This is a genomic window from Mesorhizobium sp. B2-4-18 (assembly GCF_006441385.1).
GTDB lineage: Bacteria > Pseudomonadota > Alphaproteobacteria > Rhizobiales > Rhizobiaceae > Mesorhizobium > Mesorhizobium australicum.
Genome location: NZ_VFUW01000011.1, coordinates 73,939 through 86,217, shown reverse-complemented (window position 1 = coordinate 86,217; position 12,279 = coordinate 73,939). Strand labels below are relative to the sequence as shown.

Annotated in this window: 14 protein-coding genes; 8 read left to right on the top strand and 6 right to left on the bottom strand. The window is 62.4% G+C overall.

The window, feature by feature from the left end; translation table 11 throughout:
* Window positions 1-59: 59 nt before the first annotated feature.
* The gene (locus tag FJ527_RS23965; RefSeq protein ID WP_224584230.1) at window positions 60-824 is read right to left on the bottom strand and encodes a transporter substrate-binding domain-containing protein; all 765 of its coding nucleotides are present in this window, start codon (window positions 822-824) and stop codon (window positions 60-62) included.
* A 422-nt stretch (window positions 825-1,246) separates the two neighbouring features.
* Between FJ527_RS23965 and FJ527_RS23960 the strand changes: the two genes are divergently transcribed.
* Window positions 1,247-1,693: an Lrp/AsnC family transcriptional regulator gene (locus FJ527_RS23960; RefSeq protein ID WP_210161497.1), complete on the top strand. Its 447-nt coding sequence runs from the start codon at window positions 1,247-1,249 to the stop codon at window positions 1,691-1,693.
* 134 nt (window positions 1,694-1,827) lie between these two features.
* On the opposite strand, the gene FJ527_RS23955 is transcribed toward FJ527_RS23960, so the two are convergent.
* On the bottom strand, window positions 1,828-2,460 hold the full coding sequence (locus FJ527_RS23955; RefSeq protein WP_015314415.1) for a TetR/AcrR family transcriptional regulator: 633 nt from the start codon (window positions 2,458-2,460) through the stop codon (window positions 1,828-1,830).
* 104 nt (window positions 2,461-2,564) lie between these two features.
* Between FJ527_RS23955 and FJ527_RS23950 the strand changes: the two genes are divergently transcribed.
* The gene (locus FJ527_RS23950; RefSeq protein ID WP_140660138.1) at window positions 2,565-2,969 is read left to right on the top strand and encodes a VOC family protein; all 405 of its coding nucleotides are present in this window, start codon (window positions 2,565-2,567) and stop codon (window positions 2,967-2,969) included.
* 66 nt (window positions 2,970-3,035) lie between these two features.
* On the opposite strand, the gene phhA is transcribed toward FJ527_RS23950, so the two are convergent.
* Window positions 3,036-3,872, bottom strand: a complete 837-nt coding sequence (gene phhA, locus FJ527_RS23945; RefSeq protein ID WP_140615206.1) for a phenylalanine 4-monooxygenase — start codon at window positions 3,870-3,872, stop codon at window positions 3,036-3,038.
* 134 nt (window positions 3,873-4,006) lie between these two features.
* Here phhA and FJ527_RS23940 point away from each other — a divergent pair, with 134 nt between their 5' ends.
* Together FJ527_RS23940 and bchE are read left to right on the top strand one after the other, a co-directional pair.
* The gene (locus tag FJ527_RS23940; protein ID WP_140615204.1) at window positions 4,007-4,483 is read left to right on the top strand and encodes an Lrp/AsnC family transcriptional regulator; all 477 of its coding nucleotides are present in this window, start codon (window positions 4,007-4,009) and stop codon (window positions 4,481-4,483) included.
* Between the two features lie 109 nt (window positions 4,484-4,592).
* A complete protein-coding gene (gene bchE / locus FJ527_RS23935; protein ID WP_140824193.1) occupies window positions 4,593-6,158 on the top strand; it encodes a magnesium-protoporphyrin IX monomethyl ester anaerobic oxidative cyclase in 1,566 nt (521 codons plus the stop codon).
* Window positions 6,159-6,166: 8 nt separating this feature from the next.
* Here bchE and argB read toward each other — a convergent pair whose 3' ends face one another.
* The 3 genes from argB to FJ527_RS23920 form a co-directional block, all read right to left on the bottom strand.
* Window positions 6,167-7,060: an acetylglutamate kinase gene (argB, locus tag FJ527_RS23930; RefSeq protein ID WP_023772298.1), complete on the bottom strand. Its 894-nt coding sequence runs from the start codon at window positions 7,058-7,060 to the stop codon at window positions 6,167-6,169.
* Window positions 7,061-7,215: 155 nt separating this feature from the next.
* Complete coding sequence (locus FJ527_RS23925) at window positions 7,216-8,715, bottom strand: amidase (RefSeq protein ID WP_140789911.1); 1,500 nt, start codon at window positions 8,713-8,715, stop codon at window positions 7,216-7,218.
* A gap of 100 nt (window positions 8,716-8,815) precedes the next feature.
* Window positions 8,816-9,247, bottom strand: coding sequence for an SgcJ/EcaC family oxidoreductase (locus FJ527_RS23920; protein ID WP_015314408.1), 432 nt, complete (start codon window positions 9,245-9,247; stop codon window positions 8,816-8,818).
* 181 nt (window positions 9,248-9,428) lie between these two features.
* On the opposite strand from FJ527_RS23920, the gene FJ527_RS23915 reads away from it, so the two are divergent.
* The 4 genes from FJ527_RS23915 (at window position 9,429) to msrB (ending at window position 12,194) form a co-directional block, all read left to right on the top strand.
* On the top strand, window positions 9,429-9,968 hold the full coding sequence (locus tag FJ527_RS23915) for a sigma-70 family RNA polymerase sigma factor (RefSeq protein WP_140615195.1): 540 nt from the start codon (window positions 9,429-9,431) through the stop codon (window positions 9,966-9,968).
* The gene (locus tag FJ527_RS23910) at window positions 9,965-10,687 is read left to right on the top strand and encodes an anti-sigma factor (protein WP_140824192.1); all 723 of its coding nucleotides are present in this window, start codon (window positions 9,965-9,967) and stop codon (window positions 10,685-10,687) included. The genes FJ527_RS23915 and FJ527_RS23910 overlap by 4 nt, the downstream gene beginning before the upstream one ends.
* A gap of 220 nt (window positions 10,688-10,907) precedes the next feature.
* Window positions 10,908-11,465 carry a fasciclin domain-containing protein gene (locus FJ527_RS23905; protein WP_140824191.1) on the top strand — a complete coding sequence of 186 codons (558 nt, stop codon included), beginning with the start codon at window positions 10,908-10,910 and terminating at the stop codon, window positions 11,463-11,465.
* A 225-nt stretch (window positions 11,466-11,690) separates the two neighbouring features.
* Complete coding sequence (msrB, locus tag FJ527_RS23900) at window positions 11,691-12,194, top strand: peptide-methionine (R)-S-oxide reductase MsrB (RefSeq protein ID WP_140660134.1); 504 nt, start codon at window positions 11,691-11,693, stop codon at window positions 12,192-12,194.
* Window positions 12,195-12,279 lie beyond the last annotated feature (85 nt).

The window sequence follows — 12,279 nt, the reverse complement described above, 5'->3', positions numbered from 1 at the left end:
GCATTCATGAGGTGGGGTGACGCCCGCCGGCTGCCGAGGAGGCAGCCGGCGGAATGACTTTACTTGGCGCTGTAGTCCTTGCCGTACCACTTCGTGGTCAGCGCGGCGAGCGTGCCGTCCGTCTTCATCTCGGTGATGATGCCGCCGACCTTCGCGGTCCACTCGGGATCCTTCTTCTCGGCGATGACGACGAGCGGCTCGCGGAAGGCGTACTCACCTTCCAGGATCTTTACGGGATAGCCGTTCTTGATGGCATTCTGCGCCGTCTGTTCCGGCGCGATCACGGCATTCAGGCGCACGCCGTCGCCAAGCCGCAGGTCATCGAAGGGAAGCATGGAATCCGCGTAGGTGCGGATCTCGCCCGGCTCGAGCTTGTATTCGATGGGAGCCAGGCCAGGCGCGTCGATTTCGAGCTTGCGGCGGATGAAATCCTCCGAGGTGGTGGCAGTCTCGACGCCGATGATCTTGCCGTTGAGATCGGCGACCGACTTAGCGCCGCTGTCCTTGTGCAGGACATAGACGTAGGGGCTGTAATAATAGATGCCGGCAAAGTCGATCACCTTGGAGCGGGCTTTTGTCGGCGTGACCGATCCGACGCCAAGGTCGTAGCGTCCCTGCCAGCGCCCGCCGGTCAGCGTCGCCCAGTCGGGCGTTTCGAACGAGACCTCGACGCCAAGCCGCTTGCCGATCTCGCGCGAGACATCGATGTCGAAACCGGCGAGTTCGTTGCTGTCGTTGAGAAAGCTCTGTGGAGGCCAGGCCGCGTTGGTGGCGATGACCATCGCCTTTTTCGACGTGACGCGGTCCAGGGTTTCACCGGCCATGGCTGCCGTCGTGATGGCGAATGTCGCGGCGGCAAGAACGGCCAAATTGAGCAGTTTTTTCAAAGTTATCCCTCCCTTGTGGTTGAACTGATAGGTTGAGTGGCCGACGTCGAACCTCAGCGCTTCAGCTGCAGGTGCAACCGGATCGGTTTCGGACTTTGCCCATCACAGCCGAAGCTGATTCCTCCTGACGGACCGGCGTTCGTGACTCCAGACAGTCAGGTCGCAAAAAGAAGGGTTCCACCCGGCGAAATGCGGGATATTGGCGATCGCGCAGTCATTGCGTCCCTTGGGATGACAAAGTGCCGGATAGTTGGCCTTGTTCCGTTCGCCGCTGCCAGTATTGCGGATTGTCGCGAGGGCTGTTCAGCCGATAGGATCGCGCGGTGGTTACTAAGCGGATCGAGCGAGAGGTTTTGTTTGTGGAATTGACCGAGAAGGATCGTCAGTTGCTCGCGCTGATGCAGAAGAACGCGCGTGAGCCGGTCGCGTCACTGGCACGGCAGCTCGGCGTGTCGCGGACAGCGCTGCAGGAGCGGATCCAGAAGCTGGAGGCCGGCGGCATCATCGAAGGCTATACCGTCCGTCTGGCCAAGACGGTGGCCCAGAACGCCGTCCACTGTTTCACCCTCGCCGCCCTGAACAACAAGAGCTATCCGGACGTCTCCAGAAGGATCAAGGCGATGCCCTCGATCCAGGCTGTCTATGCCATAACCGGTGAATGGGATCTGATCATCCACCTTGCCGCCGAGACGCTTGAGAAGCTGAACCGGGAGGTGAATGCCCTGAATGAAATCAGCGGCGTCGTCAAAACCGCTTCCCACGTGGTGATGGAGACGAAGTTCAACCGGACCATCTACGCTCTGTAGGAATGGCGGAATGTTCCGGCGGCCGGCCGTCCACTGGAACTTGTCGATCTGGTAGCCGGTGCGCATCACTGTTTGCAGGTCGAAAGGCACATGGTGGTGTCCTCGACCCCTGCAAACGTGGGCAGGGGACGCGACTAGTTCGGCTGGACTCCGTAGACGGCCAGAAATGCCTCCACCGAGGCATCCGCGTGGCGTTCCAGTTCGGCCTTGGAGCGCCGGTTGCCTCCCGTGAACATGGCTTCATTCATGGGGATCCAAAGAAGCATTCCAAAAAGATGGCTGGCTGCCAGATAGGGATCACTTGTTTGTATCAGTCCTCGACTGGTGAGTTTTTGAAAGCAGGACGCCGTCGAGGCAAGCATGCGCTCAAACCCCTTTTCGTACCAAGCGCGGCCAAGCTGCGGCATTCGATCCGCGTTGGCGATGATCAAGCGCCGCAGCTTCAACAACTCTTCATCCATGAGAACCGCTATCAGGCGTCGGGCAAGCTGCTGCAGGCCGCCTTCCATGAATTTCGCCTCGGAAAGCAGCGTCGTCACTGACTCGATGATGTCATTGACCTGGGTAGCGGTTGACAGAACGACTTCGCCAAACAGCGTCTCCTTGTCGGTGAAATGCTTGTAGACGGTCTGCTTGGAGGCCCCCGCCTTGGTGGCGATTTCCTCCATGCTGGTCCCGTCATATCCCTTGCTGGTGAACGCCGCCGTGGCCGCCTGGATGATCTCACGATCCTTGCGAGCCGATCTGGTCTCACCGTCGATTTTCATGGCGCCCTCTTAACCAGTACTAGACGGTACCGTTCTCTTGTGGTAGCCCCATGAAACGGTACTGGACTGACTAGTACCTGTCAACGAAGGCAAGGCTTAGACCGATGACCAAGATGATCTTCATAAATCTGCCGGTGCGGGATCTGCAGGCAGCGACCAATTTCTATCTCGCGATCGGGGGCACGCTCAATCCGCGGTTCTCGAACGACCAGGCCAGTTCGGTCATGTTTTCCGACGCGATCGGGGTGATGTTGCTGACGCACCAGCATTACGGTCAGTTCACAACCCGCCAGATCGGCGACGCCAGGCGTGACAGCCAGATGCTGATCGCACTCACCGCGAGCAGCAAGGACGAGGTCAATGCCACGATCGAGAAGGGCGTCGCGGCCGGCGGCCGCGCCGATCCCAACCCCGCTCAGGATCTCGGCTTCATGTTCAACCGCCACATCGAAGACCCTGACGGCAACGTCTGGGAGCTCCTGTGGATGAACCCCGCTGCCATGCAATAGCCCAGCGCGATCAAAGCGTCCAAAGCGCGTCGCGTTGAGACAGATTCATGCGACGCGCTTTATGTTTTAGACCGTCGCCGGGTCGAGCGCCGGCTGGCTCTTGCGGCGCGCGACGATCGCTTCGAAATCCGCCGTCTGGAAGGCATCGCGCAAGGCGTCGAAGGACGGCAACACGAAATAGGCGCGCTGGAACTTGTCGATCTCGTAGCCGGTGCGCATCACCGTTTCCAGGTCGAACGGTACATGGTGGGCGTCCTTGCTCTCGACAGCGAACTGCAACTCGGTGAACGACGACATCAGACCGGCGCCAAACGCCTTCAGCTTCTGGCCGTTCTCCTGCATCAGGCCATATTCGGCCGTGTACCAGTAGAGCCGGGTGATCATCTCGTCGCCGCCCAGCGCAATGATGTCGCCGGCCTTCTTGCCATACATCTGCATGAAATCGGCAAACACCGGCTGCGAGAGAACCGGCACATGGCCGAAGAAGTCATGGAACATGTCCGGCTCGACGACGTAGTCGAGTTCCTGCTTGGTCCGCAGCCAGTTGGTGACCGGGAAGCGGCGGTTGGCGAGGTGGTCGAAGAACGGTGCGGCCGGGATGAGGCCCGGCACGGCGACGATTTCCCAGCCGGTCAGCTTGCGCAGTTTGGTGCTGACGTCCTCGAAATCGGGGATGCAGTCGAGCAGGCCGAGCTTCTCGACGCCGTCGAGATAGGAGTGATGGGCGAGCTTTTGCGTCAGCTTGGTCTGGCGGTCGCACAGCGTGCGCCACACCGCCTGCTCCTCGGTCGAATAGTCATAAGCCTGCGCCACGGTGAAATCCGCGCGGCACACCGAATAGTCCCCGCGCAACCCTTGCGCCGCGCAGTCGCGGGCGTATTCGGCAACGCTCATCGTCGTCATGGGTTTTCTCCTCGCATCAATGGTTGACGTGCCGCAAAGCTAACCCGATCTGCCGAGGCAATTCGGTTTTGATGGTGGCTCCTCCGCCACATTCGAGATACTATTCACTCACAATTCACGTGGGAGGAGTGAAAATGCCTCAATTCGACGATTTCGAGATCAAGATGCTGGATGTCCTGCAACGCAACGGTCGCAAAGCCGTTTCCGAGCTGGCGCAGGAGGTCGGCCTCTCCACCACGCCCTGCGCGCGGCGCTTCGAGGCGCTGCAGGAAGCCGGCATCATCAAGGGCTTTGCCGCGGTGATCAGCCGCCGCGCCGTCGGCCTGATGGTCGAGGTATTCATCCAGGTTCGCCTCGTCAGCCACAGCGACGGCTCGCCCGAGAGCTTCATTGCCGCCGTTCAGCGCATGGATGAGGTGTCGTCGTGCTGGACGATGACCGGCGACCACGATTTCCTGCTGCATGTCATGGTGCCATCGGTCGACGAGCTCAACGCCTTCGTCATGCATCGGCTGATGCGGCTCGACGGCGTGCGCGACGTCCACACGCAACTGGTGCTGCAGAACATCAAGGGACCCGGCCACACGCCGCTCGCCCATCTCAGGCGGTGATGCGCATCCGCGTTTCTGCGGAAAAGCTGCAAGCAAACTGCTGAAACGGGCCAATAGGGCGGCACTATCGCCGGCCAGCATTGCGCGGACCAACTCCAGGAGGTCCGCCATGAAAATCGTCCTGATCAATCCGCCGCACACCGCCATCGGCAGCCGCGTGCCGGACGATCACCTGCCGCCGCTTGGTCTGCTGGCGATCGGCGGCCCGCTGCTCGACGCCGGTCATCAGGTGCGGCTCGTCGATGCCGAGTTCGGGCCGATGCCGCTCGCCTCGGTTGTCGCGGAAGCCCTGAAGGACTGTCCCGACTTCGTTCTGATCGGCCATTCCGGCTCGACCTCGGCACATCCGACCGCCTTGTTGATCGCCGGGATGGTCAAGGCGCGCGCGCCGGCGACGATCATCCTCTATGGCGGCGTCTTCCCCACCTATCACTGGCGCGACATCCTGGCGTCAACCGACGCCTTCGACTTCATCGTGCGCGGCGAGGGCGAGGCGACCGTGGTGGCGCTGGTCGAGGCGCTGGAGATGCGCCAGCCGCCGGCAAGCGTTGCCGGCATCGCCTGCCGCGACGATCTTGACCGTCCCTTCGCTACGCAAGCGGCGATGACCATCGCCGACCTCGACGCCTACCGCGTCGGCTGGGAGCTGATCGACCACCGCGGATACAGCTACTGGGGAGGCAAGCGTGCGGTGGTCATGCAGTTTTCGCGCGGCTGCCCGCATCTGTGCAACTATTGCGGCCAGCGCGGATTCTGGACCCGCTGGCGGCATCGCGACCCAGTCAAGTTCGCCAAGGAGATCGCCTGGCTGCACCGCGAGCATGGCGTCGAACTGATCAACCTGGCGGATGAAAATCCGACAGTTTCTAAAAAGGCCTGGCGCGCCTTTCTCGAAGCCTTGATTGCCGAGGATGTGCCGGTGCTGATCGTCGGCTCGACCCGCGCCGACGACATCGTGCGCGATGCCGACATGCTGCACCTCTACCGCCAGGCCGGTGTCATCCGCTGGCTGCTCGGCATGGAAAACACCGACGAGCAGACGCTGCAATTGATCCGCAAGGGCGGCAGTACCTCGTCCGACCGCGAAGCGATACGGCTGCTGCGGAAGCACGGCATCCTGTCCATGGCGACCTGGGTGGCCGGCTTCGAGGATGAGGGATTTCGCGATCTGTGGCGCGGCTTTCGCCAGCTCCTCGCCTATGACCCCGACCAGATCCAGGCGCTCTATGTGACGCCGCATCGCTGGACGCCGTTTTTCCGCATCGCGCGGGACCGAAAGGTCATCCAGAGGGATGCCCGCCTGTGGGATTACAAGCACCAGGTGCTGCAGATGACCCGGCTGAAGCCGTGGATGCTGTTCTTCTCGGTCAAGCTGATTGAGCTCGCCGTGCAGTCGAGGCCGAAGGCGCTGGCGCGCATCCTGTTCCACCCCGATCCCGAGCAGCGGCATTCGATGCGCTGGTACACGCAGATGGGCCGCCGTGTCTGGTTCCGCGAAGTCTGGGGTTTTCTGGTGACCGACCGCCGGGTGAAAGGCGGCCCGACGCTCGCCGAATTCTGGGGCGCACCGCAGGACACCGAGGAGGAATCGATGGTTGTCCGGCGGCCAGGTACAAAGCCGGAGCTTCCCGCAGCCGTAAATCGCGGCCCGTCAGGCAGAAGATTAGCCGGCTGACAAGAGCATTATGGCACGATCAGTGTGCCGGCGCCGTGTTCGGTGAACAGTTCGAGCAGCACCGAATGCGGCGTCTTGCCGTTGAGGATGACGACGCCTTCGACGCCACGCTCGATCGCCTCGATGCAGGTCTCGACCTTGGGGATCATGCCGCCGGAAACCGTGCCGTCCTTGATCAGCGCCTTGGCCTCGGCGACCGTCAACTCGTCGATCAGCTTCTTGTCCTTGTCGAGCACGCCAGGCACGTCGGTGAGGAACAGCAGGCGCGAGGCCTTGCATGCGCCGGCGATGGCGCCGGCGAAAGTGTCGGCGTTGATGTTGTAGGTATGGCCATCGCGGCCGGGCGCGACCGGCGCCAGCACGGGGATCATTTCGGAGCGCGCCAGAAGGTCGAGCAGCGTGCGGTCGACCTCGACCGGCTCGCCGACGAAGCCGAGATCGAGCACGCGCTCGATGTTGGAATCGGGGTCGATCATCGTCTTGCGCGCCTTTTCGGCGAACACCATATTGCCGTCCTTGCCGCACAGGCCGATCGCCCATTCGCCCTCGGCGTTGATCAGCGCGACGATCTCCTTGTTGATCGACCCGGCCAGCACCATCTCGACGATCTCGACCGTCTTCTGGTCGGTGACGCGCAAGCCGCCCTCGAACTTGGATTCGATGCCCATCTTGGCCAGCATGGCGCCGATCTGCGGTCCGCCGCCATGGACGACGATTGGGTTGACGCCGGACTGCTTGAGCAGCGCGATGTCGCGGGCGAAGGCCTTGCCGAGTTCGAGATCGCCCATGGCATGGCCGCCATATTTCACCACGACCGTCTTGTGCTCGTAGCGCTGCATGTAGGGCAGCGCGCGCGACAAGAGGGCGGCCTGCATTTCGGCGGTGGCGGCGACGTCCGTCATCAGCGTGGTTCCCTGGTATTTGGTTTTATGCATGTCGTTGTCCCAAACCGCTGGGCACATTTGGGCGACATGCATCAGGTAAGGACGGCGGCGTCTTAGCCGGAATTGACGCGAGCCGCAAATGGCATTGCTGTCATAGTCGGTTCACGGTGTCGTCATTGTGACGGCACCATCAGCGGCGCCCGCCGCGTCAGCCAGCCCGAGATTTTCTCCATCTGCGCGGCCAGCGACAAAAGCGTTTCCTCGTCGCCCGGCCGGCCGGCGGCCTGGATCCCGAGCGGCAGGCCGGCGTCCGTGACATGGACGGGGAGCGCGATCGACGGCTGGCCACTGACATTGTGGATCGCCGGCCAATGCGTGAACCAAAGACTCTTGTCCATCAATTGGCCGAACAGCGGTTTGATCCTGAGCAGCGCGGTGAGGTGAAGCTTGTCGAGCAGGTTTTCGATCAGTTCGTCGGCGCCTTTCGGATCCATGGCGCCGCAGGCGAGCGGCGGGTGCGCGATAACAGGCATCAGTACCGCATCATAGCGCGCGGTCTCCGTGATCAGTTGCCGCGAGGTGGCATGTAGGCGCTGCAGGCCGGCATAGGTTTCGCCGGCCGAGATCATCTCGCCCAACCGGCCGAGCACGCGCGTGGCGCGCTCGATATCGCCCGTCACCGAGCGGCCGACGCGCAGCGCTTCACCCCGCAACGAGCCGGCGACGGCGGAGGCGACCGTCGTGCAGAAATCGGCGAAGAAATCGCGGCCGATAAAAGGCAGATCGATGTCCTCGACCGAATGGCCGCCCTCGCGGGCGAGTGCCACGGCAATGTCGAGCGCCTTCAGCGTCTCGGCCGAAATTGGCAAGCCCAGCGGCGACTTGCGGTACACCGCCAGCGTGAGCTTGCCGGGATCCCGCGCGGCAGCAGCGGCGAACGAGCTTTTTGGCGGGCGCGCGGCATAAGGCGCGAGCGTATCGGGACCATGGGTGAGGTCGAGCAGCAGCGCGCAGTCGCGCACCGAGCGAGTGACGGCGTGATCGACGACCATGCCGTACCAGCTTTCGCTCACCAGTGGGGACAACGGGACACGGCCGCGCGAGGTCTTGAGGCCGACAAGGCCGCTGCAGGCCGAAGGCACGCGGATCGAGCCGCCGCCATCCGACGCATGCGCCACCGGCACGACGCCGGCGGCGACCAGGGCTGCCGAACCGCCCGACGAGCCGCCGGTGGTGTGGCCGGTATTCCAGGGATTGCGGGTGACGCCAAAGGCCTTGGATTCCGTCATCAGCCGCAGCCCGTGCTCGGGTGACGTCGAGGTGACGATCGGAATCAGCCCGGCGGCGAGATAGCGTTCGGTCATCACCGAGTTGAAATCGGGCACCCAGGCCGGAATGCGGCTGCCGCCATGCGAGGGCACGCCCTTGATGGCGATGCCGAGATCCTTGATGGCGAAGGGGACCCCAGCCAGCGGCAGCGAACGGTCGATGCTCTTTGCCCGGGTCCGTGCCGCCTCGTAGAGCGGCTCGGCCGTGGCATTGATTTCGGGGCGGGTGGCCTCGGCACGGGCGATCGCCGCTTCGGTCAACTCGATCGCCGATAGTTCGCCCCTGCGCACCAGACCGGCAAGGCCGGTTGCGTCTTCTTCCCAAAGGATTCGTTCGACCGACATGTGCGCTCCCCCATTGCTGCCAAGCTAGTCAGCGGCAATTCCCTTGGCAATCCAGGCTGATAGTGTCTCAGTTTGGAGTTTGGCGGCGACTTTTAAACGGCTATCTCCCGGCGTTGGAAGGGGGCGCAATCGCCCCCGGAACAATGTCGGTGTTTTGGGCAACCTTTATCCGCCAGCCCGACTGTTCTTCCTTCAAAACCAGAAGCAGAATGCCTTCTCGTTTTCCGGCGGATGAGCCGTCCGGAGCGGATGCGCCGGTCAGGATCCATGAATAGTGCACCGATGCAATGCCGGAAGACAATTCAACAACTGACGAGACAACACCCTTCAATCGGCTGTCACGAAACATGGTTTCATGAGTTGCGCGGTGCGCCCTTTCGATCTCGGTGCGGTTCTTCCACCACATGCCCACGACATTGACGAAATTGGCGTCGTCGGCGAACAACGCCGCGAAGTCGTTCATATCGTGTCTATTCCAGGCATCGGCAAAGGCAGTGGCGACATCCTCAGGTTTGGCGAGCACCAATCCCATGACAAATCTCCCTTGCTTCGGCTGAAGCGTAGCATGTCGGGGGAAGCGCCTCAAACGCGATTGCCAGCTTTTGACTTCAAACCGGGACACTGTCTCGGGGCAGGTGTGCGGACGCCGAACTTTAGGTGCACAGCATATTTCCGGCGTTGCAAATACAGCGCAATTGCCTAATTTGGCGCGCATGACGCCGCAGGACATTACCAAGCTGATCGTCCGGACATCGATGAAAGATCGGGCAGCGTTCGATCTGCTTTACCGGCACACCAGTGCGAAACTTTTCGGCGTATGCCTTCGTGTATTGAACGACCGGGGAGATGCTGAAGAAGCGCTGCAGGAAGTCTTCGTCAAGATATGGACGAAGGCGGATCGCTTTGCTGTCTCCGATCTGAGCCCGATCTCCTGGCTGGTGGCAATCGCGCGCAATCATGCGATCGATCGCATCCGAGCGAGGCGCAAGCCCGCCGCCGATATCGATGCCGCGCTCGACGTGGCCGATCCGGCGCCGGGACCTGAAGCGATGGTGGTGGCGGGCGACGAGACCGAGCGGATCCATCATTGTCTCGATGAGTTGGAGAAAGACCGGGCGGCGGCCGTCCGGGGCGCCTATCTCAAGGGCGAAAGCTATGCCGAACTGGCGGAACGCCATGGCGTGCCGTTGAACACGATGCGCACCTGGCTGCGCCGCAGCCTGATGAAACTCAGGGAATGTCTGGAAAGATGACGCTGGCAGAGGACAACGGACCGGAACGTGGAGGCGACGACCTGTTCGCCGCCGAATACGTTCTTGGCGTGCTGCCGGTCGAAGAGCGGCAGATAGCCTCCAGGCGCATCGACGCCGAGACCGATTTCGCGCGGCTGGTCGACGGCTGGGAAGTTCGCCTGTCGCCGCTGGGCGCGGCCTATCTTGAAATCGAGCCGCCGGCTTCGGTGAAGCCGGCGATCGACCGCCGGTTGTTTTCATCCGCCGCCACCACGCCTGCCGAGCCGCGCGCAAGCCTGTGGTCCAGCCTCGCCTTCTGGCGCGGCCTTGCGGTGGCGGCTGTTGCCGCGCTGGCGCTTTACGTCGCCGTCCCCTATGTCAACCGGCCGGCTGAACAGCCGCAGGCGCGACTCGTCGCTTCGCTGGCCGCCGACGGCAGTGACGTCAAATATCTCGCCGTCTATGATTCCGAACGGCATGAAGTCAGCCTTTCGCATGTTTCCGGCGCGCTCGTCGCCGGCAAGGACTTCGAACTCTGGATGATCGAGGGCAAGAACGCGCCGATCTCGATGGGCGTCATCCCGGCCGGTGCGACGGCGCATATTGGCGTCTCGCCCACCACGCAGCGGAAACTCGCGCAGGGCGCCGTGCTGGCCGTCAGCCTCGAACCCACCGGCGGTTCGCCGACCGGGCAGCCCACCGGGCCGGTGGTTGCCGCGGGCGATTTGAAGGGCATCTGATCGAGCCTTCGCACTGGCGGCGCCTGGATAGAACAGGCTCAGTCTATCTCCGTTCCATATGTCTAAATGGACCGGTAGCCGGCGAATTGCCAAGGCAGAAAATACATCCACAGTGAAAATAAATCAAAAATCCGCGAAATATTCTGAAACTCACGCATCTGTGTTCCGTATCTCCTTGCGTCCCCAAAATGGGAAGAGAAACCCAAGGAGTTTTGATACAATGCGTAGATTCGCCACCCTTTTGCTCGCCGGCACGATCGCTGTCTCCGCGCTTGCCACGGCTGCTTATGCTGAAAACCCGATGGTCGGCGGCGCGGCCATGTTTGCCAACAAGACCATCGTCGACAATGCCGTCAATTCGAAGGATCACACGACGCTGGTCGCCGCCGTCAAGGCGGCCGGTCTTGTCGAGACCTTGCAGGGCGCCGGCCCGTTCACCGTCTTCGCGCCGACCAATGAAGCCTTCGCCGCGCTGCCTGCCGGCACGGTCGAGACGCTGCTCAAGCCCGAAAACAAGGACAAGCTCGTCAAGATCCTGACCTGCCATGTGATCGGCGCCAAGGCGATGGCGGCGGATGTGATGTCCATGGCCAAGGCCGATGGCGGCACGCACAAGGTCAAGACGGTCGGCGGCTGCGAGTTGTCGCTGAAGGCCGACGGTGGCAAGGTCACCGTCACCGACGAGAACGGCAATGTCGCCAATGTGACCATCGCCGATGTCGAACAGTCCAACGGCGTCATCCACGTCCTCGACAAGGTTCTGCTCCCGAAGATGTGATCGGGCGGAAGATGTAACGAGGCGCTTGTCGCGGACGAACCTGTTGCAAGAGCTCTCCGTCGATCGCGCCGTCTCGCTCCCGTGATCCGCAATCGACACGCGTGCTCCGCGCCGCCCACGATCGAAAGTGGACGGCGCGGAGTGTCGTTTGGGGCAACCGTCACCGGTTTTTGACTTTCGGGCGGCGGCATAGTTTGGCAAAACAGACGACAGGAGGAACTGGTCATGAACCGTCGCGACTTTCTTTTGAGCGGTGCCGCCGCTATCGGCGTCATCGGGGCCGCGGCAGCAATGCTGCGCATGGGCAGCCCACAGGCCGCGCAGGCCGCCGAAAAATTCGAGGTCGCCAAGACCGAGGACGAGTGGAAGGCCATCCTGTCGCCGGCCGCCTTCAACGTCCTGCGCAAGGAAGGCACCGAATATCCAGGCACCAGCCCGCTGCTCAACGAACACCGCAAGGGCATCTTCGCCTGCGCCGGCTGCGACCTGCCCGTCTATCCCTCGGAGACGAAGTTCGATTCCGGCACCGGCTGGCCGAGTTTCTGGCAGGAGATCGCCAATGGCATCGGCAAGACCGAGGACCGGTCGCTGGGCATGACCCGCACCGAAGTGCATTGCCGCCGCTGCGGCGGTCATCTCGGCCATGTCTTCGATGACGGCCCGGCGCCGACCGGCCTGCGCCACTGCATCAACGGCGTGGCGCTGACCTTCAAGCCCGCCACCGCCTGACGATCCAAAGGCAATAAAAAACTCCGGGCTTTGCGGCCCGGAGTTTTTTGCGTGGGTCGGAGCTTTCGGGCGTGGACTGGAGGAG